Raw genomic sequence first — 25575 nt, 5'->3', positions numbered from 1 at the left:
GCATTCTGTAGCATTGGACGGCGCGCCGTGGGCGCGTCTTTGCTTTATCAGATGGAGAGCGCTATGGCTTGGAATGAGCCGGGTGGCAACTCGAACAATCAGGATCCCTGGGGCGGTCGTCGCGGTGGCGGCGGCGGCGGTGGCGATAAAAAAGGCCCACCGGATCTGGACGAGGCCTTCCGCAAACTGCAGGACAGCCTCAATGGCATGTTCGGCAGCGGCAAAAAAAGAGGCGGTGGCGGCGGCGACCGCAACATCGGCAAGGGTGGCGGCTACGGCTTGCTGGGCATCGGCCTGGCGGTACTGGCGGCTATCTGGCTGTACAACGCCGTGTACGTGGTAGACGAGCAGGAGCAGGCCGTCGTGCTGCGCTTCGGCAAGTACCACGAAACCGTCGGTCCCGGCCTGAATATCTATTTCCCGCCGATCGATCGCAAGTTCATGGAAAACGTGACCCGCGAGCGTGCCTACACCAAGCAGGGCCAGATGCTCACCGAAGACGAGAACATCGTCGAAGTGCCGCTGACCGTGCAGTACCGCATCAGCAACCTGCAGGACTTCGTGCTTAACGTCGACCAGCCGGAAGTCAGCTTGCAGCATGCCACCGACAGCGCCCTGCGCCACGTGGTGGGTTCCACCTCGATGGACCAGGTGCTGACCGAAGGTCGTGAGCAAATGGCCGTGGATATCCGCGAGCGTCTGCAGCGTTTCCTCGACACCTACCGTACCGGTATCACCGTTACCCAGGTGAACGTACAGAGCGCGGCAGCCCCGCGTGAAGTGCAGGAAGCCTTCGATGACGTGATCCGTGCCCGTGAAGACGAGCAGCGTGCCCGCAACCAGGCCGAGTCCTACGCCAACGGCGTGGTCCCCGAGGCCCGTGGTCAGGCGCAGCGCATCATCGAGGACGCCAATGGCTACCGCGATGAAGTCATCGCCCGCGCCAAAGGTGAAGCCGACCGCTTCAGCAAGCTGTACAGCGAGTACCGCAAGGCGCCGGACGTGACCCGTCAGCGTCTGTACCTTGAGACCATGCAGGAGGTTTACAGCAACTCCAGCAAAGTCATGGTGGCAACCAAGGACGGGCAGAACAACCTGCTCTACCTGCCGCTGGACAAAATGGTTGAAGCCGGCCGCAACGCTGCAGCACCGGCCGCGAGCACCGCGCCGTCGGCCAACAATGACGCCGCTGCGCGCGCTGCTGCCCAGGAACTGCAACAACAACCGCCGCTGCGTTCGAGGGAGAGCCGCTGATGAGCAATAAATCGCTGTTCGCCCTGATTGGCGCCGTGGTGCTGGGTATCGCTGCCTGGAACTGCTTCTACATCGTTTCGCAAACCGAACGCGCGGTACTGCTGCAGTTCGGTCGCGTGGTCAAGGCCGATGTCCAGCCTGGCCTGCATGTGAAGGTTCCGTATGTGAACCAGGTGCGCAAGTTCGACGCCCGCCTGATGACCCTCGACGCGCCGACTCAACGGTTCCTGACCCTTGAGAAAAAAGCCGTGATGGTCGACGCCTACGCCAAGTGGCGGGTCAAGGATGCCGAGCGTTTCTACACCGCTACTTCCGGCATGAAGCAGATCGCCGACGAGCGTCTGTCGCGTCGTCTGGAAAGCGGCCTGCGTGACCAGTTCGGCAAGCGCACCCTGCACGAAGTCGTGTCGGGTGAGCGTGACGCGCTGATGGCTGACATCACGGCTTCGCTCAACCGCATGGCCAGCAAAGAGCTGGGCATCGAGGTTGTCGATGTGCGGGTCAAGGCCATCGACCTGCCCAAGGAAGTCAACCGCAGCGTGTTCGACCGTATGAGCACCGAGCGTGAGCGTGAAGCCCGCGAGCACCGTGCCAAAGGTAACGAGCTGGCTGAAGGTATCCGTGCCGACGCCGACCGTCAGCGCCGTGTGCTGCTGGCCGAAGCGTATCGTGAAGCAGAAGAAACCCGTGGTGATGGCGACGCCGAGGCGGCCTCCATCTATGCCAAGGCCTACACCCAGGACGCTGACTTCTATGCGTTCTACCGTAGCCTGCAGGCCTACCGCGAGAGCTTCTCGAACAAGAGCGACGTGCTGATCCTGGACCCGAAGAACGAGTTCTTCCGGTACCTGGACAAGAGCAAGCCCTGATGTTGCTCGCATGACGGGTGCCCCGCCTGGCAGCTAAAACGCCAGGCGGGGTGCATCCTGAATGAAAAGGGGTGTATGATGCGGCAGCCGGGAAATTCCCGGCTTTTTTGCGTCTGCAAGGTCAATTGGGCAGCGCCCAATCGCGGATCCTGGCAGTGCGCAAGGCTATTCGAGGGTATTGGCTACGGTGGTTGCGCTGGGATCAGTGCTGCCCGTTGTAGTGGCCAGTGCCTGCTTTACTCACGGCTCGCCATGGTGCAGGCCGCCCGGACCAGAGGGGAAATGGCGTAATGGCAACGGTAGACCGCTGGCTACTGCCAGATGGCATCGAGGAAGTACTGCCACCTGAGGCGGCGCGTATCGAGATCGCGCGGCGTCAGGTGTTGGACCTGTTCCAGAGTTGGGGTTACGAACTGGTCGTCACTCCGCATATCGAGTACCTGGAATCGCTGCTCACCGGCGCCGGCCAGGACCTGGATCAGCGCACCTTCAAGGTGGTAGACCCGCAGTCCGGCCGCCTGATGGGCTTTCGTGCCGACTTCACCCCGCAGGTAGCGCGTATCGATGCCCATACCCTGCGTCATGAGGGCCCGAGCCGCCTGTGCTACGCCGGCAGCGTACTGCACGCAGAACCGCGTGCCCTGTCCACCTCGCGCAGCCCGATCCAACTGGGCGCCGAGTTGTACGGCGATGCCAGCCCAAGCAGCGATGTCGAAGTCATCAGCCTGATGCTGACCACGCTGCAGCTCACCGATGTGGCAGATGTGCACATGGACCTTGGCCATGTCGGTATCTACCGCGGCCTGGCCCGCGCCGCTGGCCTTTCGGGTGCGGTCGAGCAGCAGCTGTTCGACGCCCTGCAGCGCAAGGCCGTCGATGAAGTACAGGCACTGACCGCCGACCTGCCAAAAGACACCGGCAACATGCTGCGCGCCCTGTGCGAGCTGTGCGGTGGCCGTGAAGTGCTGGCCGAGGCCCGTGTACGCCTGGGCCGTGCCCCGGCCAGCGTGCTGGCTGCACTGGACGACCTGCTGGCCATTGCCGATCGCCTGGCGGCGCGCTACCCGCAGCTGCCGCTGTACTTCGACCTCGGCGAGCTGCGCGGCTACAACTACCACACCGGCGTGGTATTCGCGGTGTTCGTGCCTGGGGTCGGTTCGTCGATTGCCCAGGGCGGTCGCTACGACGACATCGGCGCTGACTTTGGCCGGGCGCGCCCGGCGACTGGTTTCTCAACAGATTTGAAGACCCTGGTCACACTGGGGCGAGCAGAGGTCGTGTTGCCGGCCGGTGGCATCTGGATGCCCGACAGCAGCGATACGGCCCTCTGGCAGCAGGTCTGCCAGTTGCGTAACGAGGGCCAGCGTGTGGTCCAGGCTCTGCCTGGCCAGCCGCTGAGTGCTGCCTTCGAGGCGGATTGTGATCGTCAATTGATTCAGCAAGAAGGGCGCTGGCAGGTACTGCCGCTGACCCATTGATTCTTCGCCGGCAATGGGCCGGCAACCAAGTTTGCGCGAATGAGGACAAGTTTTATGGGTAAGAATGTCGTCGTCCTTGGCACCCAGTGGGGTGATGAAGGCAAAGGCAAGATCGTCGATCTGCTGACCGAACATGCTGCCGCCGTAGTGCGTTACCAAGGCGGTCACAACGCTGGGCACACTCTGGTGATCAACGGTGAGAAGACCGTGCTGCACCTGATCCCGTCCGGCATCCTGCGCGAAGGCGTGCAGTGCCTGATCGGCAACGGCGTCGTCGTTGCGCCCGATGCCTTGATGCGTGAAATCACCAAGCTCGAAGAAAAAGGCGTACCGGTACGTGAGCGCCTGCGCATCAGCCCGGCTGCTCCGCTGATCCTGTCGTATCACGTGGCCCTCGACCAGGCTCGTGAAAAAGCCCGTGGCGAAGCCAAGATCGGCACCACTGGCCGCGGTATCGGCCCAGCCTACGAAGACAAAGTCGCGCGCCGCGGCCTGCGCATTGGCGACCTGTTCCACCGCGAGCGTTTCGCGGCCAAGCTCGGTGAGCTGCTGGACTACCACAACTTCCAGCTGGTCAATTACTACAAAGAGCCGGCCATCGACTTCCAGCAGACCCTGGACGAGTGCATGGCCTACGCCGAGCAGCTCAAGCCGATGATGCTCGACGTCACTGCCGAGCTGCACAACCTGCGCCGCGCCGGCAAGGACATCATGTTCGAAGGTGCCCAGGGCTCGCTGCTGGACATCGACCACGGGACCTACCCGTACGTCACCAGCTCCAACACCACGGCTGGCGGCATCTCCACCGGTTCCGGCGTTGGCCCGATGTACCTGGACTACATCCTCGGTATCACCAAGGCCTACACCACGCGTGTCGGTTCCGGCCCGTTCCCGACCGAGCTGTTCGATGACACCGGCGCCACCCTTGCCAAGCGCGGCCACGAGTTCGGTTCGACCACTGGCCGTGCCCGTCGTTGCGGCTGGTTCGATGCCGTGATCCTGCGTCGCGCCATCGACGTCAACAGCATCTCGGGCATCTGCCTGACCAAGCTGGACGTGCTGGACGGCCTGGAAACCATCAACATCTGTGTTGGCTACAAGAACGAGAACGGCGCTGTCATCGACGCACCGTCCGACGCCGACAGCTACATTGGCCTGGAGCCGGTGTACGAAGAGATGCCGGGCTGGAGCGAGTCGACCCTGGGCGCCAAGACCCTGGAAGAGCTGCCACAGGCTGCGCGCGATTACATCAAGCGCATCGAGGAGCTGGTTGGCGCGCCGATCGACATCATCTCCACCGGCCCGGACCGCAACGAGACCATCGTGCTGCGTCACCCGTTCGCCTGATCCGCGTTCTGCGTTGATCCAACGCCGCGTCCCGCAAGGGGCGCGGCGTTTTTCGTTTCGGCGCCTGGGTGGGCTAATCGCAGGCTGTCGCCAGCTCCCACAGGGTTCTGCGCCAGGCATCGTTATCGCGGCCGGGGGGGGGGCGGTCTCTGTGGGAGCTGGCGACAGCCTGCGATAGGGTTTAAAGCGATGACTCCAGCTATTGGCCGATATACCTGCTGTTTCAGGCACAACCCTTGCTGTAAGAATAGTCTGCGGATGCCATCAAAGTAATGGCTCCAGAAACACGAGGGATTACACGTGTCTGCCATCCTTTCATTGTTACGAAGCCGCCTGTTGCGGCCTGTGTTTGTTGCGCTTGGTATCGCTCTTTTGGTGCAAGTGCTGGTTGCAGTTGCCCTGACTCGGAGCACGGTCACGGCGCTTGAAGCGGATCTTGATCAGCGTTTGGGTAACGATACCCGGCAATTGGCCACGGAGCTTGAGCAGGCCGGCAAGGATGTTCGCGCCGGCCTCGACAGCCTCTCGGCAAGTACCCGCCAGCGCTTGAGCGCAGGCCTTTCCGAGCGGCTGCATGACGAACAGCTGCAATTGCGCGCCACCCTTGAACAAACCCTCAAGGAGTCGGCCAACGACATGGCCGAGCTGCTTGCCTCGGTGGCGCCTCGGGCGATCTGGGACAACGACGTGCCCATGCTTTCGGACTTCGCCCGCCGCGCCCAGCGCAACCCCAATGTGTTGTTCGTGATCTACAACGACGCCGAGGGCCAGCACCTGACCCGCTACCTCAACCGGCAAAACCCGATAAACGAAGCGTTGATGGCCAAAGGGCAGGGCGAGCGTGCGCTGGACAAAGTCATCGACGCGGCGCGCAACGACCCGTCGGTGTACTTCGTCGAAGCACCGATCAGCCCCAATGGCGTGGAAATCGGCAAGGTGCTGATGGGCGTCTCTACTGCAAGCGTCGACCAGCAGCTCAAGGCGCTCGACCAGCGCTTCACTGCGCTGATCGCCAGCGGCGAGCAACTGGTTGGCGACAGCCTGGTGGCGGCTGCCGCCGACAGCGGCAAGGCCCTGCGTGCACGCCTGGAGACGGCGCAGAACAGCGCCACGGCGATGCAGGCCAACACCGCGCAAACCGTCCGCGATGCCGCTGGCGAGCTGCGCTGGCGCATCGGGCTGGGTCTGGTGCTGGTGGGCCTTGGCGTGTTGCTGGTGGTGGCCGTGGTGCTGGGCCGGCGCGTACTGAGCAAGCTGCGGCTGCTGATTACTGCGCTCAATGACCTGGCGGCGGGCGAGGGCGACCTGACCAAGCGGGTGACGCTGGACAGCCGTGACGAGATCGGCGACATGGCTTCGGCCGTGAACCGCTTCGTCGACAAGCTCCAGCCCATCGTGCGCGAGGCCGGTGAAGTGGCCCAGCGCACCGGCGTCGAGATCGGCAGCATGGCCCAGCGCAACGCCGGTGCCGATGCCGCCGCTGCCCTGCAGCGTGACGAAGTGGCGGCCAGCCTGCGTGATCTGTCGAGCATGGCCGATGAGGCCCAGGCTGAAAGCCATGCCATGCAGGCGGCGTTGCAGCAGGTTGTGGATATCCGCCAGGCCACCGATGAAAACAGCGTGGCGTCGACGCAACTGGCGCGGTTGATCGAAAACCTGGCCGGCGAGGTGCAATCGGGCTCGCAGGTGATCGAGCGCTTGGCCAAGCAGAGCGAGCAGATCGAAGTGGTGCTGACGGTGATCCACGGTATTGCCGAGCAGACCAACCTGTTGGCGCTCAACGCGGCCATCGAAGCGGCCCGTGCCGGCGAGACTGGGCGAGGCTTTGCGGTGGTGGCCGACGAAGTGCGCGCGCTAGCCAGCAAGACACAAAGCTCCACCGGCGATATCCAGTCGCACATCACCGCGCTGCAACAAGGGGCCAAGGAGGCGGTGGCGACCATCGGCCAGGCCGGGCGCCAGGCCAGCGAAGGGCTGCTGGTGCTGCGTGACAACGAGCGCCGGCAGCAGTCGGTGCAGGCCGCGGTGGAGCAGGTGCATGCGGCCATTGGCCTGGCCACCCGCGCGGCCGAGCAGCAGGCGCATGGCGCGCAGGCGGTGCGGGGGCGGGTGGAGAATATCCATGCCCAGGCTGAGCGTTCGGCTGAAGTGGTGATGCAGACCACTGCCAGCAGCAAGGTGCTGGATGACCTGGCTGCGCAGTTGCGGGCGAGCCTGGGGCAGTTCAGGGCGTAAAAACGGAGCTGGGAGTGCTGGCCTCATCGCAGGCTAGCGCCAGCTCCCACGCAGGCCGTGCTCAACCGCAACATTGCTGGTTGGACCCTATCCTGTGGAAAATGATAGAGAGCCGTGGCGAGCGGGCTTGTCCCGCGTTGGGCTGCGCAGCAGCCCTGAAAACCCAAGGGGCTGCTGCGCAGCCCAACGCGGGGCAAGCCCGCTCGCCACAAGGGAGCTCGCCACAAGGAGATATGTCTAGTGGGAACAGGCTTGTACAAAACCATAGAATCTCCCACAGAGACCGCGCACAGTCGCAATATTGAGGCCTTATCCAGACCCTGTGGGAGCTGGCGCCAGCCTGCGATGAGGCCGGTATGGCCTACGCCCGGTTCAGATACATTCGCGTCGTCAGCAGATACACCGGCAACCCCGACACCACAATCAACAGCGCCGCATAAGGCGCTGCTGCGGCGAACTCGACGTTGGCGGTATGCGCCCACACCTCGGTGGCCAAGGTGGTCATGCCTGTCGGGCTGAGCAGCAAGGTTGCGGTCAGCTCCTTCATGGCATCCAGAAACACCAGGGCGAATGCTGCCGCCATGGCCGGGAAGATAATCGGCAGGGTCACGCGGCAAAACGCTGTGAAACTGCTCGCGCCCAAGGTCCGTGCTGCCTCTTCAAGGGTCGGTGAGGCCTTGTTCAGCGCCGTTCGCACCGGCGACTGGGCCAGCGGCAGGAACAGCAGGGCGTACGCCAGAATCAGCAGCGCGGTGGTCTGGTACAGCGCCGGCACATAGTGCAGGGCGAAGAACACCAGCGTCAGCGCGATCACCAGCCCCGGCAGGGCATGCAGCAAATACGGCAGGCGTTCGGCCCAGATCGCCAGGCGGCCCTTGTAGCGCACCACCAGGAAACTGATCGGCAGCGCCAGCAGCACACAGAACCCTGCGCCACCCAGCGAAACCGACAACGAAGTCACCAGCGCCTTGCTGATTGCCGCCACCGGGAAGGCCGCCGACGAGCCGACGCTAAGCCAGTAGCCGAGCATGGCCAGCGGAATGCCGCTGCCCAGTATCGCCAGGCCCAGGCAGAAAAGCTGCGCCAGCGGCGTCCAGCCGCGCAGGCGCACGGGCTGCGCACGGCGCGCCACACCTTGGCCAATGCGTACATGGCGAGCCTTGCCACGCACGCGCAGTTCCAGCCACAGCATGATCAGGCACAGCGCCAGCAGTACCGCCGACAGCATGGCGGCGTTGGCGTTGCTGAATTCCAGTTCGAATTGCTGGTAGATCGCCGTGGTGAACGTCTGCAGGCCAAGAATCGACAGCGCGCCGAACTCCACCAGCATGTGCAGGGCAATCAGCAATGCACCGGCCAGCATCGACGGCCACAGCAGCGGCAGGGTGATTTTGACGAACACGCCCCAGCGGCTACAGCCCAACGTACGCGCCGACTCCTCGAGCGAGGTGTCGAGGTTGCGCAGTGTCGCCGCCACAGGCAGAAACACCAGCGGGTATTTCGACAGCGCCATGACCAGAATCGCCCCGCCGAGGCCTTCGAAGTCCGAACTCAGCGACACCCAGGTGAAGCTGCTGACGAACGACGGCACGGCAAATGGCAGGCACAGCACCACGCCCCACAGGCGACGGCCCGGCAGGTTGCTGCGTTCGAGCAGCCAGGCCAAGGCCATGCCGACCACCATGCACACCAGTGTCACCCCGGCCATGAGCATCAGTGTGTTGCGCATCAGCCCCCAGACGAACGGGCGCCACAGCAGGTGCAGCGCCTCGCGCCAGCCGGCTTCCCAGGCCTTGAGGCCTACGTACAGCAGTGGCAGCAAGCTCATTGCCACCAGAAACAACACGGGCAGCACCACCCATACAGAAGGGCGCTTGCGGCCCGGCACGAAGCGTACCGGGGGCGGCGTGGACAGGGCGGCGGTCATCAGAGCAGGCCAACCTCGCGCTCAAGCTCGATGGCTTCTTCGGCATTGCCAAGGTCGGCCGGGGAGATTTTCGGCGGGCGCAGCTCATCGAACGGCTTCAGGCCGCGGTCGGAGACCATGCCTTTATGCAGCGGGTATTCAGCGGTGGTCTGGGTGATCACGCGCTGGCCTTCTTCGCTGGCCATCCAGTTGAGCAGGGCCTGGGCTTCTTTCGGGTGTTTGCTGGCTTTTACCGCAGCTGCGCCGGAAATGGTCACCAGGTTGCCGGCATCGCCATCGGCCAGGTAGTACAGCTTGGAGTCAAGCTTGCCGCGCTCGCGCTCCAGGGCGTACCAGTAATAGTTGTTCACCAGCACCGCAGCGACTTCACCTTTTTCTACGGCTTTGAGGGCAACCATGTTGTTGGTGTAGGTTTTGCCAAAGGCTTTAAGGCCGGTCAGCCATTCTTCGGTGGCTTCACGCCCGTGCATCTTGAGGATGGCTACAGCCTGCTCCTGGAATGCACCGCTGGTCGGAACGTAGCCGACGCGGCCGTCCCATTCTGGGCTGGCGAAGTCCATGACCGAGGTCGGCAGGTCTTTCTCGTCGATCTTCTTCGGGTTGAACACCACCACGCGGGTGCGGGCAGTGACGCCCATCCAGGTGCCGTTGGCGCCGACATACTCTTTAGGCAGCATGTTCAGCGTGGCATCGTCGATCTTGGCCAGCAGGCCCAGTTCGCCGAGGTTGTTCAGCGGCGGGGATTCTTCGGTATAGATGATGTCGGCCGGCGAGCGGTCGCCTTCCTCGATGATCTGGCTGGCCAGCTGGTTGCTGCTGCCTTTGCGAATATTGATGCGGATGCCGGTCTTGGCCTCGTAGGCCTTGGCGATGGCTTCGCCGATTTCCTTGTGCTGACCGTTGTACATGGTCAGGCTGGCCGGTGCGTCTGCCAGGGCGGCCGGAGCGCCAATCACCAGGCTCAGGACGGCAGCGGCCAGGGTGCGCATCAGCGGTTGCGGACGGATCGTCATGCGGGTACTTCCTCGCTTACGGCTACATATTCAGAAACAATGGTAAACGAAATCGTTTCTCAAGTGGCCGCATGACGGGAAATTCATGGCCAGCGGCCAGGGCAGGGCGGTGGTTGCATAAATCGCAGGCAAGAAAAAACCCACTAGCAAGCTAGTGGGTTTTTGTATGGTGCCCAGGAGAAGACTCGAACTTCCACGACCGTTAAGTCACTGATACCTGAAACCAGCGCGTCTACCAATTCCGCCACCTGGGCAAAGCTTTGCATCGTCTGCCGAAGGAGATAACATCGCCTTCACGCAGTAGTAACAGATCCTTGGTCATCTATTACTTGAAAATTTTTGGTGCCCAGGAGAAGACTCGAACTTCCACGACCGTTAAGTCACTGATACCTGAAACCAGCGCGTCTACCAATTCCGCCACCTGGGCACACATTCGAGATAAAAGATGCTTTACAGCGCCGTTCATCTCTACTACAACTTCGGGGTTGCCCGTCGTTGTGGTGCGCACTATACGGGCGGCTCTCGGGGCTGTAAAGCCCTGGGCTCAAAAAAAATTCAAAAAATTCAACTTGTTGATTCCGCAGGCCATTGCCCGTCACCAGACATGCCTTCAGGGCTGTCCAACGGTGACATTTCCGGTTTCAATAGGCCTATGCCAGAATTCATATCTATAGACACCAAGGTGAACCCCTTCTGATGGCCGATTGGCAATCCCTCGATCCCGAGGCCGCTCGCGAAGCGGAAAAATACGATAATCCCATCCCCAGCCGTGAGCTGATCCTGCAGCGCCTCGCCGACCGTGGCGAGCCAGCCGCCCGCGAGGAGCTGGCGGCAGAGTTCGGTCTTTACGAAGAAGACCAGATCGAAGCCCTGCGCCGCCGCCTGCGAGCAATGGAGCGTGATGGCCAGCTTATCTACACCCGGCGCGGCACTTATGCCCCGGTAGACAAACTCGACCTGATCTGTGGCCGCGTTTCCGGCCACCGTGACGGCTTCGGCTTCCTCATCCCCGATGACGGCAGCGAGGACCTGTTCCTCAGCCCGGCGCAGATGCGCCTGGTGTTCGACGGTGACCGTGCATTGGCGCGTGTCTCCGGCGTCGACCGCCGTGGCCGCCGTGAAGGCGCGCTGGTCGAAGTCATCTCCCGTGCCCACGAGACCGTGGTCGGCCGCTACTTCGAAGAAGGCGGCATCGGCTACGTGACCCCGGACAACCCGAAAATCCAGCAGGAAGTGCTGGTGACGGCCGGGCGTAGCAATGGCGCCAAGATCGGGCAGTTCGTCTCGATCAAGATCACCCACTGGCCAACCCCGCGCTTCCAGCCGCAGGGTGATGTGGTCGAGGTGATCGGTAACTACATGGCCCCGGGCATGGAAATCGACATCGCCCTGCGCAGCTATGACATCCCGCATGTCTGGCCGCAGGACGTAATCAAGGAAGCGCGCAAGTTCCGCTCCGAAGTCGAAGACAAAGACAAAGAAAAGCGCATCGACCTGCGCCACCTGCCGTTCGTCACCATCGACGGCGAAGACGCCCGCGACTTCGACGACGCCGTGTACTGCGAGCCACAGGGCAAACTGCGCCTGTTCTCCGGCGGCTGGCGCCTGTACGTGGCGATTGCCGACGTGTCGAGCTACGTGCGCCTGGGTTCGGCCCTGGACGTCGAGGCCCAGCAGCGCGGCAACTCGGTTTACTTCCCCGAGCGCGTCATCCCCATGCTGCCCGAGGAGTTGTCCAACGGCCTGTGCTCGCTGAACCCGCACGTTGATCGCCTGGCGATGGTCTGTGAAATGACCATCAACAAGACCGGCCAGATGGTCGACTACCAGTTCTACGAGGCGGTCATCCATTCCCACGCGCGCCTGACCTACAACAAGGTCAGCAGCATGCTCGAGCACGCCCGCACCCGTGAGGGCAAGGCGCTGCGTGACGAGTACAGCGCAGTAGTGCCGGACCTGAAGAACCTCTACGCCCTGTACAAGGTGTTGCTGGCGGCCCGTCACACCCGTGGCGCGATCGACTTCGAAACCCAGGAAACCCGGATCATCTTCGGCGAAGACCGCAAGATCGACGAAATTCGTCCGACCGTGCGCAACGACGCCCACAAGTTGATCGAGGAATGCATGCTGGCGGCCAACGTCGCCACTGCCGAGTTCATGCGCAAGCACAACGTGCCGTCGCTGTACCGCGTGCACGATGGCCCGCCGCCGGAGCGCCTGGAAAAACTGCGCGCCTTCCTCGGCGAGCTGGGGCTTTCGCTGCACAAGGGCAAGGATCCGTCGCCCAAGGATTATCAGGCGCTGCTGGCAAGCATTGCCGGGCGCCCGGACTTCCACCTGATCCAGACCGTCATGCTGCGCTCGTTGAGCCAGGCGGTGTACAGCGTCGAGAACAATGGCCACTTCGGCCTGAACTACGAAGCCTACACCCACTTCACCTCGCCGATCCGGCGTTACCCGGACCTGCTGGTGCACCGTGCCATTCGCAGCGTCATCCGTTCCAAGGTCGACACCCCGCACGTCAAGCGTGCAGGCGCCGCGAGCATTCCGAAGGCGCGTATCTACCCGTACGACGAGACCAGCCTGGAGCAGATGGGCGAGCAATGCTCGATGACCGAGCGGCGTGCCGACGAAGCCACCCGCGACGTGGTCAACTGGCTCAAGTGCGAGTACATGCGTGACCGTGTGGGCGAAACCTTCCCAGGCGTCATCACGGCGGTGACCGGTTTTGGCTTGTTCATCGAGCTGACCGACATCTATGTCGAAGGCCTGGTGCATGTCAGCGCCTTGCCGGGTGACTACTACCACTTCGATCCAGTCCATCACCGCCTGGCGGGTGAGCGCACCGGGCGCAGTTTCCGCCTGGGCGATACCGTCGAGGTCAAGGTCATGCGCGTCGACCTCGAACAGCGCAAGATCGACTTCGAAATGGCCGATGCCACCATCAACGCGCCGATCGGTCGCAAGAACCGCTCCGCTGCCGGTGAAACCGCACCTGCCGCCGCTGCGCCTGCCGCTGCTGCGCCGAGCGAAGCGAAAATCTCGCCCAAGCCGCGCAGCCGCAAGGGCGAAACCGCTGATGCGTACTTCCCCAAGGATGCCGTGCAGCGCAACGCCGAAGTGCGCAAAAGCCGCGAAATGAAAAAGGCGCTAATGGGCGAAGCGCGCACCAGCGGTGCTGGCAGCAAGGCCGACAAAGGCAGCAGCAAGCCGGCCGGCAAGCCAAGCAAGCATCGCAAAGGGCCGCCGAAGTCCGGCGCGCCACGTAAAGGCAAGACCAAGTCATGAGTCAGCTGGAAAAAATCTACGGCGTGCACGCGGTTCAGGCGTTGTTGCAGCACCATCCAAAGCGGGTCAAGCAGATCTGGCTGTCGGAAGGTCGCAGCGAGCCTCGCCTGCAGGCGCTGCTTGAGCTGGCCGCGCAGAACCGCGTGCAGGTCGGTCAGGCCGAGCGTCGTGAGCTCGACGCCTGGGTCGAGGGTGTGCACCAAGGCGTTGTCGCCGAGGTGAGCCCAAGCCAGGTGTGGGGCGAGGCGATGCTCGACGAGTTGCTCGAGCGCAGCGAAACGCCGCCGTTGATTCTGGTGCTCGACGGCGTCACCGACCCGCACAACCTCGGCGCGTGCCTGCGCACCGCCGATGCGGCCGGTGCTACCGCCGTGGTTATCCCCAAGGACAAATCCGCCACGCTTACCGGCGTGGTGCGCAAGGTCGCTTGTGGTGCTGCCGAGGTGATTCCGCTGGTGGCGGTGACCAACCTGTCGCGCACGCTGGAAAAACTCCAGCAGCGCGGTTTGTGGGTGGTCGGCACGGCGGGTGAGGCCGAGCAGGAGATCTACCAGCAAGACCTCACCGGGCCACTGGTGATGATCATGGGCGCCGAAGGCCGCGGCATGCGCCGCCTGACCCGCGAGCACTGCGACTTTCTGGTGAAGCTGCCGATGGCTGGCAGCGTCAGCAGCCTGAACGTCTCGGTGGCCACCGGGGTGTGCCTGTTCGAAGCGGTGCGTCAGCGTCAGCTCAAACGCTGATCGGGTAGTTTTCGTGGGTGGCGCAGTTATGTGCAGGCCTGTTCCGGCCTCGTAGCAGGCTGTCGCCAGCTCCCACGCAGGCCCTGCTCAATGGCAACATCGCTGGTCGGACCCAATCCTGTGGGAAATGTTAGACAGTCGTGGCGAGCGGGCTTGTCCCGCGTTGGGCTGCGAAGCAGCCCCTTGGGTTTTCAGGGCTGCTACGCAGCCCAGCGCGGGACAAGCCCGCTCGCCACGAGAAGGTATGTCTGGCGAGAACAGGCTTATACCAAACCATAGAGTCCCCGCCGTTGCCGTTCACTTGGCCAAATTGTTGCGAGCTGTTCAAATATTCGCCAATTACCTTGCTTGTCCCTCGGGGCTTCTCTACAATTGCGCCCCTTGCCGAGCTGGCAGGCGCGCATGCGTCTCCCCTCAGGGCAAGACATACAGTGTCATTCACTCCTTGTCTGACCACAGTTGCTGGCAGACTACTAACCCGTAAGGAGCATTCATGCGTCATTACGAAATCATCTTCCTGGTTCACCCGGACCAGAGCGAGCAAGTCGGCGGCATGGTTGAGCGTTACACCAAGCTGATCGAAGAAGATGGTGGCAAGATCCACCGCCTGGAAGATTGGGGCCGTCGTCAACTGGCCTACGCAATCAACAATGTTCACAAGGCTCACTACGTGATGCTGAACGTTGAATGCACCGGCAAGGCCCTGGCCGAGCTGGAAGACAACTTCCGCTACAACGATGCCGTGATCCGTAACCTGGTCATCCGTCGCGACGAAGCCGTTACCGGCCCGTCCGAGATGCTCAAGGCCGAAGAGAACCGCAGCGAGCGCCGTGAGCGTCGTGAACGTCCTGACAATGCTGATGGCGTCGATGGTGACGACAGCAATGACAGCGACAACAGCGATAACGCTGACGAGTAATCCACGGACTTTTTGAGGAGCCAATTACATGGCACGTTTCTTCCGTCGTCGTAAATTCTGCCGCTTCACTGCTGAAGACGTGAAAGAGATCGACTTCAAAGATCTCAACACCCTGAAAGCTTACGTATCCGAAACCGGCAAGATCGTTCCAAGCCGCATCACCGGTACCAAAGCTCGTTATCAGCGTCAGCTGGCTACCGCTATCAAGCGCGCCCGCTTCCTGGCCCTGCTGCCCTACACCGACAGCCACGGCCGCTGAGACCGGGTTGTCGACTGAGTAGTAAGGGATAGGCATGCGATCGTTGGCAAGCTACATCATGCGCGGTCGTATGCAGGCCATCCTCGTGGTGGTCATCAGCGCGGTACTACCGCTGCTGTTCTGGTTGAGTGCCGCCGCTGGGAGCCTTGTGTTCCTGCGGCGTGGTTTCAAGGATGCATCATCGGTCATCGTCTGGGGCCTTTTGCCAGCGGTGGCCATGTGGGTCTTCGGCGAACCCAGCGTGTTGCTGGTTATGGTGGGAACGCTGGGTCTGGCCGCTTTGTTGCGTGCCGGGCATTCCTGGAACCGGGTGCTGTTGTCCAGCATCGTATTAGGCTTGTTTTACGGCCTGATTCTGGACGTGGTACTGCGCGACACCTTCGAGGTGCTGGCCAAGGTGCTTGAAAAAGCCCTGCCGCAAATCGAAGGCAAGCCGGTATTGCCTGGTGAGCTGATCGGCCCTTTGCTGGTCGCTTCCAGTGCGGTAATGCTGCAGTTGTTCAGCGTGGTGGCTTTGATGCTGGCGCGCTATTGGCAGGCTGCGTTGTACAACCCCGGTGGTTTCGGTCGCGAGTTTCGCGAGGTGAGGCTACCGCTGGTACCCATGCTGGTACTGGTGTCGCTGATGGTGTTGGGCCCATTCATCGGGCCGCAATTCATCGTGCTGGCATCGGCTTCGAGCCTGGTGCTGCTGCTGGCCGCCCTTGCCTTGATTCACGGGCTGGTGGCTCAGAAGCGATTGGCCGGTTTCTGGCTGGTTGGGTTGTACGTGACGCTGCCGCTGATCATGCAGCTGGTCTATCCGTTGCTCGTGGTTTTGGCCATTGTCGACAGCCTGATTGATTTTCGCGGTCGCAAGTCCCCTGAAAAGGGTGACGACTCCGCGAACGGTGAAGGTTAAAAGTTAAGAGGTTTTACCAAATGGAACTGATCCTGCTGGAAAAAGTCGCTAACCTGGGCAACCTGGGCGACAAAGTAAATGTTAAGGCCGGTTACGGCCGTAACTTCCTGCTGCCATTCGGCAAGGCCACCGTTGCCAATGCCGCCAACCTGGCCGCGTTCGAAGAACGCCGCGCCGAGCTGGAAAAAGCTGCAGCAGACAAGAAAGTGTCGGCTGAAAGCCGCGCTGCCCAACTGGCCGAGCTGGAAGTGACCATCACTGCCACCGCTGGCGACGAAGGCAAGCTGTTCGGTTCGATCGGCACCCACGACATCGCTGACGCCCTGACCGCCTCCGGCGTTGAAGTGGCCAAAGCTGAAGTTCGTCTGCCGAACGGCACTATCCGTCAGGTTGGCGAATACGACGTAGCCGTGCACCTGCACAGCGACGTTGAAGCCACCGTACGTGTGGTTGTCGTAGCTGCCTAAATCGGCTGGCCCCTTTGTGGGCCAGGCGGTTAACATCGGGCACGGTCCTGTTCCATACAGGCCGTGCCCTTTGTTTTTTTCACCTTCCAGAATTCTTTCGTGGCCATGAACGAGATCACCACCTCCGAACAGCTCGACCTGCAAACCGCCTCCCTGAAGGTGCCGCCGCATTCCATCGAGGCCGAACAGGCCGTACTCGGTGGCCTGATGCTGGACAACAATGCCTGGGAGCGCGTGCTGGATCAGGTATCGGACGGCGATTTCTATCGGCATGACCACCGGCTGATCTTCCGCGCCATCCACAAACTGGTGGATGCCAACCAGCCGTTCGACGTGGTGACGCTGCACGAACAGCTCGACAAGGAAGGCGTATCGACCCAGGTCGGCGGGCTGGCGTACCTGGCAGAGCTGGCCAAGAACACGCCGTCGGTGGCCAACATCAAGGCCTACGCCGCGATCATTCGCGAGCGGGCCACGTTGCGCCAACTGATCAGCATCAGCACCGACATCGCCGACAACGCGTTCAACCCGCAAGGGCGTGATGCTGCGGAGATTCTCGACGATGCCGAGCGGCAGATCTTCCAGATCGCCGAAGCGCGGCCAAAGACCGGCGGCCCGGTGGGCGTCAACGACCTGCTGACCAAAGCCATTGACCGCATCGATACGCTGTTCAACTCCGACAGCGACATCACCGGTATCTCCACCGGCTACACCGACCTGGACGGCAAGACCAGCGGCCTGCAGGCAGCGGACTTGATCATCGTGGCCGGCCGTCCGTCGATGGGCAAGACCACCTTCGCCATGAACCTTGTCGAAAACGCCGTGTTGCGCAGCGACAAGGTGGTGCTGGTGTTCTCCCTCGAGATGCCAGGTGAATCGCTGGTCATGCGTATGCTGTCCTCGCTTGGCCGTATCGACCAGACCAAGGTGCGTTCCGGCCAGCTGGACGACGATGACTGGCCGCGCCTGACCTCGGCGGTGAACCTGCTCAACGACCGCAAGCTGTTCATCGACGATACCGCCGGCATCAGCCCGTCGGAAATGCGTGCCCGCACGCGCCGCCTTGCCCGGGAGCACGGCGAGATCGGCATGATCATGGTCGACTACCTGCAGCTGATGCAGATCCCGGGCTCGTCGGGCGATAACCGGACCAACGAGATTTCCGAGATCTCTCGCTCCTTGAAAGCCCTGGCCAAGGAATTCAACTGCCCGGTCATTGCCCTGTCCCAGCTCAACCGCTCCCTGGAGCAGCGCCCCAACAAGCGCCCGGTGAACTCCGACTTGCGCGAATCCGGTGCAATCGAGCAGGACGCCGACGTGATCATGTTCGTCTACCGTGACGAGGTGTATCACCCTGACACCGAGCACAAGGGCGTTGCCGAGATCATCATTGGTAAACAGCGTAACGGCCCCATCGGCTTCATTCGCCTGGCCTTCATCGGCAAGTACACCCGGTTCGAGAACCTGGCGCCGGGCATGTACAACTTCGACGATGATGAGTGAATCAGATCTGGTTAGATCTGACCTTACAAGATTTGTTGAGGTTTTAGACAGTTATGATTCGACCCGGCTGCGCAGACTGCCGGTCGGTTGCGTTCTTGTGAGGGTTTCTAATGTTGCCTGCTCGGGTCTTCGTAGCGGTGAAACCATAAGAAAGCGGTAGTACTCTTTGTTTCTCTGCAATGAACACGTTACCTTGTCGTCTTTCTACGACCGGAACTGAGCCCCCGTAGCCGGAGGTCTGCGCGCCCGTATGGTCGCTGAATTCCTCAATAAAGGATTTGCCGGTATGGCTATTGGGAATCGCTGAGTCGCAGGCTAATACGTGAGTCTGTCTCCTGTGCATATCGACCCCTTGCCTTCTCAGTTCTTCGAACGTGTCTGTGGCGCTGAATGTATGGATTCGGTCAGCGGATATCACGCCAGGCTTACCATGGGCGCTGATGTAGAGAGTGGGCAATTTTCCGTCCGCTCTTGAGGGGCCAGTAAAGGCAATAATTTCATGGAACTCTGCCACGATTTTTCCGGAGTAGGTCTTACTGACTGAGAGTTTGTTTATTGCATAGGTGATGAACTCGAAGAAATGCCCCGTTGGGTCGTTGCGATTAATTGGATCGCAAAGGCAGAAGGCGTAGGCATTCAGCCACCCTCGCGCAAAAGGGCTTTCGTTATCGGGGCTGTTGAAGCGCCTGAGAGTCGGGTAGTAGGCGCGGTAGCCATTCCCCAGTAGGTAAAAGCCAGTGATTGGATCCTGTCGCTCACCTTTAAAAGCCAGGGAATGTTTCTTGCCATTACTGTATCCGTAAGCACAGAAAGCCGCATCGAAGCGGCCTTCCAGTCCAATTTCACGGTTGGCTGAGTTGAACATTTCAATCCCTCTCATGGGTGTGACTGATTCGGCGAGTGATAAGGCTCGCGGGGGCCGCTTTGAAGAAAGGGCTCCCGATCATTCCAGAGTAGATTTGCGTCATGCAGTGCGTGGAAGTTCTTCATTTCCTAGTCTGCCTGCTTGTATATTTCAGAATCCTACCTGCATCCAACAGGTTGGTAGAACTGGCAAAAATGATAGGGGTGACGATAGGTAAATCACTCGACCATCGCTATTGGATCGACATTTTTTATGTGCTCGCGTCCGCGACTTCCAATTACATCAGCGCCGCTCCCTGGGGCGATGGATAGAACCACCTGCGTTGAACCACCCCGGTGGCAGCGGGTTTTGCCTGGGCGACTTCGATGAATCCGACCACCACCGTCGGATTTGGTCAATTTTTGTGCTATATTCCGCGCCCGCGATTTCCCTGAACACCAGAACCGGTCACTGACATGCAAGCAGCCAAACCACTCTACGACTATCCCAAGTACTGGGCCGAATGCTTCGGCCCGGCGCCTTTCCTGCCAATGAGCAGGGAGGAGATGGATCAGCTCGGCTGGGATTCCTGCGACATCATCATCGTGACCGGTGACGCCTACGTCGACCACGCGTCGTTCGGCATGGCCATCATCGGCCGCCTGCTGGAAGCCCAGGGCTTCCGCGTCGGCATCATTGCCCAGCCCAACTGGCAGTCCAAAGACGACTTCATGAAGCTCGGCGAGCCGAACCTGTTCTTCGGCGTCGCGGCCGGCAACATGGACTCGATGATCAACCGCTACACCGCCGACAAGAAAGTGCGCTCCGACGACGCCTATACCCCAGGTGGCCTGGCCGGCAAACGCCCGGACCGCGCAAGCCTTGTGTACAGCCAGCGCTGCAAGGAAGCCTACAAGCACGTGCCGATCGTGCTCGGCGGCATCGAGGCCTCGCTGCGCCGCATCGCCCACTACGACTACTGGCAGGACAAGGTCCGTCATTCGATTTTGGTCGATGCCAGCGCCGACATCCTGCTGTACGGCAACGCCGAGCGGGCCATTGTCGAGGTCGCCCAGCGCATGTCCCAGGGCGAGCGCATCGAACAGATCACCGATGTGCGCGGCACCGCGTTCATCCGCCGCGATACGCCGCAAGGCTGGTACGAGATCGACTCCACCCGTATCGACCGCCCAGGCCGGGTCGAGAAGATCATCAACCCGTACGTCAACACCCAGGACACCCAGGCCTGCGCTATCGAGCAGGCGAAGGGCGAGCAGGAAGACCCGAACGAAGCCAAGGTGGTGCAGATTCTCGACAGCCCAAGCGTGACCCGCGAAAAATCGGTGATCCGCCTGCCGTCGTTCGAGAAAGTGCGCAACGACCCGGTGCTGTACGCCCACGCCAACCGCGTGCTGCACCTGGAAACCAACCCAGGCAACGCCCGCGCCCTGGTGCAGAAGCATGGCGAAGTGGATGTGTGGTTCAACCCGCCACCCATCCCCATGACTACCGAAGAAATGGACTACGTGTTCGGCATGCCTTACGCGCGCATCCCGCACCCGGCCTATGGCAAGGAGCGCATCCCGGCCTACGAGATGATTCGTTTCTCGGTCAACATCATGCGTGGCTGCTTTGGCGGTTGCACCTTCTGCTCTATCACCGAGCACGAAGGGCGGATCATCCAGAACCGCTCCCATGAGTCGATCCTGCACGAAATCGAAGAGATGCGTGACAAGGTGCCGGGCTTTACCGGGGTGGTTTCCGACCTCGGCGGGCCGACCGCCAACATGTACCGCATCGCCTGCAAGAGCCACGAAATCGAGAAGCACTGCCGCAAGCCATCGTGCGTGTTCCCGGGTATCTGCGAGAACCTCAACACAGACCACAGCTCGCTGATCGAGTTGTACCGCAAGGCCCGCGCCTTGCCGGGGGTGAAGAAGATCCTGATCGCCTCGGGCCTGCGTTACGACCTGGCGGTGGAATCGCCGGAGTATGTCCGCGAGCTGGTTACCCATCACGTGGGCGGCTACCTGAAGATTGCCCCGGAGCACACCGAGCGTGGCCCGCTGGACAAGATGATGAAGCCGGGCATCGGCACCTATGACCGCTTCAAGCGCATGTTCGAGAAGTTCTCGAAAGAAGCGGGCAAGGAGCAGTACCTGATCCCGTACTTCATCGCAGCCCACCCCGGCACCACCGATGAAGACATGATGAACCTGGCCTTGTGGCTCAAGGGCAATGGCTTCCGCGCCGACCAGGTGCAGGCGTTCTACCCCTCGCCAATGGCCTCGGCCACGGCCATGTACCACTCGGGCAAGAACCCGCTGCGCAAGGTCACCTACAAGAGTGAAGGGGTGGATATCGTCAAGAGCGAGGAGCAGCGGCGCTTGCACAAGGCGTTTCTGCGATACCACGACCCGAAGGGCTGGCCGATGCTGCGTGAAGCGCTGGAGCGCATGGGCCGCGCTGACCTGATCGGGCCTGGCAAGCACCAGTTGATCCCGCTGCACCAGCCGCAGAGCGACACTTACCAGAGCGCACGGCGCAAAAACTCCACCCCTGCCGGCAGCCACAAGCTGGGCAAGGACCAGAAGATCCTCACCCAGCACACCGGCCTGCCGCCGCGTGCCAGCGATGGCAGCCAGCCATGGGACAAGCGCGAGAAAGCCAAGGCCGAAGCGTTTGCCCGTAACCAGCAGGCGGCCAAGGAGCGCAAAGAGGCGGCCAAGGGCGGCAAAGGCAAGAAGCCGCGCCAGCCTGTGATTCCGCGCTGATTTGAATGTCATGGGGCCGCTTTGCGGCCCTTTCGCGATACAAGGGGTTGCGGTCTTTCTGTAGGAGCGGCCTTGTGTCGCGATAGGACCGCAAAGCGGTTCCACATTCCGAGAATCAATCCGGGGTCTTGTCGACCCACTTCGGCACCACTGGCGCCACGAAGCTATCCATCGCATCCAGCAGCTCATCGGGCTGCTGCGCCAACTGCAGCATCGCCCGGTGCTGCGGCCGCACAAAGCCTTCCTCGACCACATGGTCCAGGAACCCGCCGAGTTTTTCGTAGAAGCCATTCACATCCAACAGCCCCAGCGGCTTGGCGTGATAGCCCAGTTGGCCCCAGGTCCACACTTCGAACAGTTCTTCCAGCGTGCCCAGGCCGCCAGGCAATGCGATGAAGGCATCGCTGAGTTCGGCCATGCGCGCCTTGCGTGCGTGCATGCCATCGACCACTTCAAGTCGGGTCAGGCCTTTGTGGCCGACCTCGGCATCCAGGAGGCTTTGCGGGATGATGCCGACCACCTCGCCACCTGCGGCCATGGCCGCGTTGGCGACGATGCCCATCAGGCCGACCGCCCCACCGCCATATACCAACTTCAGGCCGCGCTGGGCGATGGCCTGGCCCAGCGCAATGGCGGCGTCACGGTAGGCTGGGTTGGCGCCGGTGCTGGCGCCACAGAACACACAAACGGAACGTACTGGCATTGCTTGTCTCCCTTCACAGGGCTGACAGGTTAAGGCGCGCCGCCTGCACTTCCAAGGGTATTCACTCCGGGCGGGAGAATTCGCAGGCAGCACCGGTAGCGCCCTGGGCGTAGGCGGCGAGCATGCTGTTGAAGAAATTTGCGAGGGACATTGCCGTTACTCCTAAATGAGAGGTTGTCCCATCGTCTATCAAGAGGGCATGATGTGCTCTTAGATTGGTTGTATACAATCCATTGAACAATTCAACTGGCTGGCCACTTGACACCCTTTGACCCAGGTCACCAAGGGTTGCCTCGGTTTCAGGCAGTCTCGCAATTGATAAAACCCTGCCAAGGAGATTCATGATGTTTGCGAAAGCTGTAGCGGTATCCCTGCTGACCCTCGCCAGTGCCTCCGTGTTTGCAGCCGAGTGTTCGGTCACTGTCGACTCCACCGACCAGATGTCCTTCAACACCAAGGAAATCACCGTCGACAAGAGCTGCAAGGAATTCACCGTCAAACTGACCCATTCCGGCAACCTGCCGAAAAACGTCATGGGCCATAACCTGGTGATCAGCAAGACGGCCGACATGCAGGCGATTGCTACCGAAGGCATGAGCCAAGGCCTGGACAAGGACTACATCAAGGCCGACAACGCCGCGATCATCGCCCACACCAAGATGATTGGCGCGCCGGAAAAACAAACCGAAGTGAAGTTCGACGCTACCAAGCTCGAAGCCGGTGGCGACTACAGCTTCTTCTGCACCTTCCCAGGCCACATCTCGATGATGAAGGGCAAGGTTGTCGTCAAGTAAGCAAAGCCTGACGTAGAACGTGGGAGCGGGCTTGCCCCGCGATGGCGATGGAGGGTCCACCATCGCCATCGCGGGGCAAGCCCGCTCCCACGACTACGGTTTGATCAAGGGGCGAACGGCAGTTCGCGCTTGTGCTGGGTCTTGCGGTAGTTGGCAATGATGATTTCAGCCGCTGCCGGGTCAACCGGCAAGCCTTGCAGGAAATCGTCGATCTGCTGGTAGGTCACGCCGTGGGACGCCTCGTCCGGCTTGCCCGGCTCCAGGTCTTCGAGGTCGGCAGTCGGTACCTTTTCCACCAGCGCCTCAGGCGCACCAAAGCTGCGCGCAATCGCCCGCACCTGGTTTTTCACCAGCCCGCTCAGCGGCGCCAGGTCGCAAGCGCCATCACCGAACTTGGTAAAGAAGCCCATCACTGCTTCGGCGGCATGGTCGGTGCCGATCACCAGCCCCGCACGGGCGCCGGCGATGGTGTACTGAGCAACCATGCGCGTACGCGCCTTGACGTTGCCCACCACGAAATCCACCAAGGTTGGCGAGCCGTTTTTCAGCTCCTGCACCTTGGCCGCCAGTGCGCGCACCGCCGGGGCGATGTCGATGGTGTGGGTTTCGTCGGGCTTGATTACCTCCAGGCAGGCCTGGGCGTCGTGCTCGTCGTGCTGCACCTGGTACGGCAGGCGCACGGCGATGAAGGCATAGGCCTGGTCCCCGGTCTCGGCGCGCAGCTCGTTGATGGCGCGCTGGGCGAGCAGGGCGGCGGTCAGCGAATCGACGCCGCCACTGATGCCCAATACCAGGGTCTTGAGCCGGGCATTGGCCAGGCAATCCTTGATGAACGCCACGCGCCGGGCCACTTCCTGACCCAGGGCAGCGGCGTCTGCGAACGGCGGCTGCACCTTGAGCGCCTGGGCAATCTCTTGCTGAACGGCTTGCATGGGTTACTCCTTGCTGGGGACGTTGAAAACGTGACGCATATAGGTGACGAAGTTGTGGTCACGACACTGGGTCTTGGCGGCCTCGTCGGAAATCTTCGCCACCGGCGCGCCATTGCAGTCGGTCATTTTAAGCACGATGTTCATCGGTGCCACGCCTGGGATATCGCAGGTCAGGTTGGTACCGATGCCGAAGCTGACGTTGATGCGACCACGCAGGGCGCGAAAGATTTCCAGCGAGCGCGGCAGGTTCAGGCCATCGGAGAACACCAGGGTCTTGGTCATCGGGTCGATCCCCAGTTTCTGGTAATGGGCGATGGCCTTTTCAGCCCAGGCCACAGGTTCTCCGGAGTCGTGGCGCAGGCCATCGAACAGCTTGGCGAAGTACAGATCGAAGTCCTTGAGGAACGCATCCATGGTGATGCAGTCTGTCAGGGCAATGCCCAGCAGGCCTCGGTATTCGCGCACCCAGCAGTCCAGCGCGGCAATCTGGCTGTCGATCAACCGCGGGCCGAGTTGCTGGTGGGCCATGAACCATTCGTGGGCCATGGTGCCCAGCGGCTTGATGTCGAGCTTCCAGGCAAGGTCGACGTTGCTGGTGCCCACGAAGCGGCCCGGGAAGTCATCGCGCAGCACTCGGACCACTTCCTCCTGCACGCGGCTGGAAAAACGCCGGCGGGTGCCGAAGTCGGCCACTTGGAGTTCGGCCAGCTCATCGTCGCTGGCATTCGCCCCCAGCCAGTCGAACTTGCGTTGCAACTGGTCGCGGGCCTCTGAAAGCCGCATGTAGGGGTGCAGGTGGCGGTTGCGCACTTCGCTGATGATGGCCAGCAGCGGCACTTCGAACAGGATCACATGCAGCCATGGGCCTTTCAGGCGCAGGAACAGCTGGTCGTTTTCGATGCCGATGTGCACATAGCGCAGGTTGAAGCGGAACAGCCGCAAAAAGCGCAGGAAGTCTGGCTTGAGAAAGCTGATGCGTTCGAGGAAAGCGAGCTGGCCGTCGTCCAGGGTCAGCTCGCACAGTTGTTCGAGCTGGTGGCGGATCTCGCCGAGGTAGGGGCGAAGGTCTTCGCCGTTGCGGCAGCGCATTTCCCATTCGACGTCGGCGTCTGGGTAGTTGTGCAGCACGCCCTGCATCATCGTCAATTTGTAAAAGTCGGTGTCTAGCAGGTTGTGCACGATGCGCTGGGCGAATGCGCTCTCGCTCATCAGGGGACGCTCCAAAGCGGGCAATGGCGGCTATTGTGCCAGTCTTTGGCCTTGCTGTGGCTGTACCGGCCTCATCGCAGGCGGCTGCCAGCTCCCACAAGAGAGCGCGCTCAACC

Annotated in this window: 20 protein-coding genes, 2 tRNA genes and 1 pseudogene; 15 read left to right on the top strand and 8 right to left on the bottom strand. The window is 61.6% G+C overall.

The window, feature by feature from the left end:
- Positions 1–63: 63 nt before the first annotated feature.
- The 6 genes and pseudogenes from hflK to HU719_RS23880 all read left to right on the top strand — a co-directional run bounded on the left by hflK (position 64) and on the right by HU719_RS23880 (position 7183).
- A complete protein-coding gene (gene hflK, locus HU719_RS09580) occupies positions 64–1254 on the top strand; it encodes an FtsH protease activity modulator HflK (RefSeq protein WP_186520563.1) in 1191 nt (396 codons plus the stop codon).
- Positions 1254–2123: a protease modulator HflC gene (hflC, locus tag HU719_RS09575; RefSeq protein WP_186520564.1), complete on the top strand. Its 870-nt coding sequence runs from the start codon at positions 1254–1256 to the stop codon at positions 2121–2123. The genes hflK and hflC overlap by 1 nt, the downstream gene beginning before the upstream one ends.
- A gap of 290 nt (positions 2124–2413) precedes the next feature.
- Entirely contained in the window at positions 2414–3601 is a 1188-nt protein-coding gene (locus HU719_RS09570) for an ATP phosphoribosyltransferase regulatory subunit (protein WP_186520565.1), read from the top strand.
- 54 nt (positions 3602–3655) lie between these two features.
- Positions 3656–4948 (top strand): adenylosuccinate synthase, encoded by a 1293-nt coding sequence (locus HU719_RS09565; RefSeq protein WP_186520566.1) that lies wholly within the window; start codon positions 3656–3658, stop codon positions 4946–4948.
- Positions 4949–5584: 636 nt separating this feature from the next.
- A pseudogene (locus HU719_RS23885) lies at positions 5585–6277 on the top strand (methyl-accepting chemotaxis protein); the annotation flags it as partial.
- 21 nt (positions 6278–6298) lie between these two features.
- Positions 6299–7183: a methyl-accepting chemotaxis protein gene (locus HU719_RS23880; RefSeq protein WP_424803971.1), complete on the top strand. Its 885-nt coding sequence runs from the start codon at positions 6299–6301 to the stop codon at positions 7181–7183.
- A gap of 361 nt (positions 7184–7544) precedes the next feature.
- Here HU719_RS23880 and HU719_RS09555 read toward each other — a convergent pair whose 3' ends face one another.
- The 4 genes from HU719_RS09555 to HU719_RS09540 form a co-directional block, all read right to left on the bottom strand.
- On the bottom strand, positions 7545–9110 hold the full coding sequence (locus HU719_RS09555) for an ABC transporter permease (RefSeq protein ID WP_186523600.1): 1566 nt from the start codon (positions 9108–9110) through the stop codon (positions 7545–7547).
- Positions 9110–10123 (bottom strand): extracellular solute-binding protein, encoded by a 1014-nt coding sequence (locus HU719_RS09550; RefSeq protein WP_186523599.1) that lies wholly within the window; start codon positions 10121–10123, stop codon positions 9110–9112. Before HU719_RS09550 ends, HU719_RS09555 begins: the two co-directional genes overlap by 1 nt.
- A 167-nt stretch (positions 10124–10290) precedes the next feature.
- Positions 10291–10377, bottom strand: a tRNA-Leu gene (locus tag HU719_RS09545).
- 86 nt (positions 10378–10463) lie between these two features.
- Positions 10464–10550, bottom strand: a tRNA-Leu gene (locus HU719_RS09540).
- A gap of 269 nt (positions 10551–10819) precedes the next feature.
- Between HU719_RS09540 and rnr the strand changes: the two genes are divergently transcribed.
- The 7 genes from rnr to dnaB all read left to right on the top strand — a co-directional run bounded on the left by rnr (position 10820) and on the right by dnaB (position 18203).
- Positions 10820–13411 carry a ribonuclease R gene (rnr, locus tag HU719_RS09535; RefSeq protein WP_186523035.1) on the top strand — a complete coding sequence of 864 codons (2592 nt, stop codon included), beginning with the start codon at positions 10820–10822 and terminating at the stop codon, positions 13409–13411.
- Complete coding sequence (rlmB, locus tag HU719_RS09530; protein ID WP_186537314.1) at positions 13408–14154, top strand: 23S rRNA (guanosine(2251)-2'-O)-methyltransferase RlmB; 747 nt, start codon at positions 13408–13410, stop codon at positions 14152–14154. The genes rnr and rlmB overlap by 4 nt, the downstream gene beginning before the upstream one ends.
- A gap of 493 nt (positions 14155–14647) precedes the next feature.
- Positions 14648–15073 carry a 30S ribosomal protein S6 gene (gene rpsF / locus HU719_RS09525; RefSeq protein ID WP_186523033.1) on the top strand — a complete coding sequence of 142 codons (426 nt, stop codon included), beginning with the start codon at positions 14648–14650 and terminating at the stop codon, positions 15071–15073.
- Between the two features lie 28 nt (positions 15074–15101).
- Positions 15102–15332, top strand: a complete 231-nt coding sequence (gene rpsR, locus HU719_RS09520; RefSeq protein WP_003249563.1) for a 30S ribosomal protein S18 — start codon at positions 15102–15104, stop codon at positions 15330–15332.
- Between the two features lie 34 nt (positions 15333–15366).
- On the top strand, positions 15367–16233 hold the full coding sequence (locus HU719_RS09515) for a hypothetical protein (protein WP_186537313.1): 867 nt from the start codon (positions 15367–15369) through the stop codon (positions 16231–16233).
- Positions 16234–16253: 20 nt separating this feature from the next.
- On the top strand, positions 16254–16700 hold the full coding sequence (rplI, locus tag HU719_RS09510) for a 50S ribosomal protein L9 (protein WP_186523031.1): 447 nt from the start codon (positions 16254–16256) through the stop codon (positions 16698–16700).
- 105 nt (positions 16701–16805) lie between these two features.
- The gene (gene dnaB, locus HU719_RS09505) at positions 16806–18203 is read left to right on the top strand and encodes a replicative DNA helicase (RefSeq protein ID WP_186523030.1); all 1398 of its coding nucleotides are present in this window, start codon (positions 16806–16808) and stop codon (positions 18201–18203) included.
- Positions 18204–18246: 43 nt separating this feature from the next.
- On the opposite strand, the gene HU719_RS09500 is transcribed toward dnaB, so the two are convergent.
- Positions 18247–19068 (bottom strand): RHS repeat-associated core domain-containing protein, encoded by an 822-nt coding sequence (locus HU719_RS09500; RefSeq protein ID WP_225917206.1) that lies wholly within the window; start codon positions 19066–19068, stop codon positions 18247–18249.
- Between the two features lie 455 nt (positions 19069–19523).
- Here HU719_RS09500 and HU719_RS09495 point away from each other — a divergent pair, with 455 nt between their 5' ends.
- A complete protein-coding gene (locus tag HU719_RS09495; RefSeq protein ID WP_186537312.1) occupies positions 19524–21821 on the top strand; it encodes a YgiQ family radical SAM protein in 2298 nt (765 codons plus the stop codon).
- Between the two features lie 115 nt (positions 21822–21936).
- Here the strand turns inward: HU719_RS09495 and HU719_RS09490 are convergent, their stop codons facing one another.
- Positions 21937–22524 (bottom strand): cytokinin riboside 5'-monophosphate phosphoribohydrolase, encoded by a 588-nt coding sequence (locus HU719_RS09490; RefSeq protein ID WP_186523024.1) that lies wholly within the window; start codon positions 22522–22524, stop codon positions 21937–21939.
- A gap of 344 nt (positions 22525–22868) precedes the next feature.
- Here HU719_RS09490 and azu point away from each other — a divergent pair, with 344 nt between their 5' ends.
- Positions 22869–23318 carry an azurin gene (gene azu / locus HU719_RS09485; protein ID WP_186537311.1) on the top strand — a complete coding sequence of 150 codons (450 nt, stop codon included), beginning with the start codon at positions 22869–22871 and terminating at the stop codon, positions 23316–23318.
- Between the two features lie 104 nt (positions 23319–23422).
- Here azu and nadE read toward each other — a convergent pair whose 3' ends face one another.
- Positions 23423–24250 (bottom strand): NAD(+) synthase, encoded by an 828-nt coding sequence (gene nadE / locus HU719_RS09480; RefSeq protein ID WP_186537310.1) that lies wholly within the window; start codon positions 24248–24250, stop codon positions 23423–23425.
- Between the two features lie 3 nt (positions 24251–24253).
- Positions 24254–25459: a nicotinate phosphoribosyltransferase gene (gene pncB / locus HU719_RS09475; RefSeq protein WP_186523612.1), complete on the bottom strand. Its 1206-nt coding sequence runs from the start codon at positions 25457–25459 to the stop codon at positions 24254–24256.
- Positions 25460–25575 lie beyond the last annotated feature (116 nt).

Source organism: Pseudomonas farsensis, assembly GCF_014268805.2.
Lineage (GTDB): Bacteria > Pseudomonadota > Gammaproteobacteria > Pseudomonadales > Pseudomonadaceae > Aquipseudomonas > Aquipseudomonas farsensis.
This window is presented reverse-complemented; position numbering and strand designations above follow the sequence as displayed.

Excerpts from the sequence above, each read along its gene's own strand:
- hflK (WP_186520563.1), top strand. The coding sequence starts at position 64 with ATGGCTTGGAATGAGCCGGGTGGCAACTCGAACAATCAGGATCCCTGG.
- hflC (WP_186520564.1), top strand. The coding sequence starts at position 1,254 with ATGAGCAATAAATCGCTGTTCGCCCTGATTGGCGCCGTGGTGCTGGGT.
- HU719_RS09570 (WP_186520565.1), top strand. The coding sequence starts at position 2,414 with ATGGCAACGGTAGACCGCTGGCTACTGCCAGATGGCATCGAGGAAGTA.
- HU719_RS09565 (WP_186520566.1), top strand. The coding sequence starts at position 3,656 with ATGGGTAAGAATGTCGTCGTCCTTGGCACCCAGTGGGGTGATGAAGGC.
- HU719_RS23880 (WP_424803971.1), top strand. The coding sequence starts at position 6,299 with ATGGCTTCGGCCGTGAACCGCTTCGTCGACAAGCTCCAGCCCATCGTG.
- HU719_RS09555 (WP_186523600.1), bottom strand. The coding sequence starts at position 9,110 with ATGACCGCCGCCCTGTCCACGCCGCCCCCGGTACGCTTCGTGCCGGGC.
- HU719_RS09550 (WP_186523599.1), bottom strand. The coding sequence starts at position 10,123 with ATGACGATCCGTCCGCAACCGCTGATGCGCACCCTGGCCGCTGCCGTC.
- rnr (WP_186523035.1), top strand. The coding sequence starts at position 10,820 with ATGGCCGATTGGCAATCCCTCGATCCCGAGGCCGCTCGCGAAGCGGAA.
- rlmB (WP_186537314.1), top strand. The coding sequence starts at position 13,408 with ATGAGTCAGCTGGAAAAAATCTACGGCGTGCACGCGGTTCAGGCGTTG.
- rpsF (WP_186523033.1), top strand. The coding sequence starts at position 14,648 with ATGCGTCATTACGAAATCATCTTCCTGGTTCACCCGGACCAGAGCGAG.
- rpsR (WP_003249563.1), top strand. The coding sequence starts at position 15,102 with ATGGCACGTTTCTTCCGTCGTCGTAAATTCTGCCGCTTCACTGCTGAA.
- HU719_RS09515 (WP_186537313.1), top strand. The coding sequence starts at position 15,367 with ATGCGATCGTTGGCAAGCTACATCATGCGCGGTCGTATGCAGGCCATC.
- rplI (WP_186523031.1), top strand. The coding sequence starts at position 16,254 with ATGGAACTGATCCTGCTGGAAAAAGTCGCTAACCTGGGCAACCTGGGC.
- dnaB (WP_186523030.1), top strand. The coding sequence starts at position 16,806 with ATGAACGAGATCACCACCTCCGAACAGCTCGACCTGCAAACCGCCTCC.
- HU719_RS09500 (WP_225917206.1), bottom strand. The coding sequence starts at position 19,068 with ATGTTCAACTCAGCCAACCGTGAAATTGGACTGGAAGGCCGCTTCGAT.
- HU719_RS09495 (WP_186537312.1), top strand. The coding sequence starts at position 19,524 with ATGCAAGCAGCCAAACCACTCTACGACTATCCCAAGTACTGGGCCGAA.
- HU719_RS09490 (WP_186523024.1), bottom strand. The coding sequence starts at position 22,524 with ATGCCAGTACGTTCCGTTTGTGTGTTCTGTGGCGCCAGCACCGGCGCC.
- azu (WP_186537311.1), top strand. The coding sequence starts at position 22,869 with ATGTTTGCGAAAGCTGTAGCGGTATCCCTGCTGACCCTCGCCAGTGCC.
- nadE (WP_186537310.1), bottom strand. The coding sequence starts at position 24,250 with ATGCAAGCCGTTCAGCAAGAGATTGCCCAGGCGCTCAAGGTGCAGCCG.
- pncB (WP_186523612.1), bottom strand. The coding sequence starts at position 25,459 with ATGAGCGAGAGCGCATTCGCCCAGCGCATCGTGCACAACCTGCTAGAC.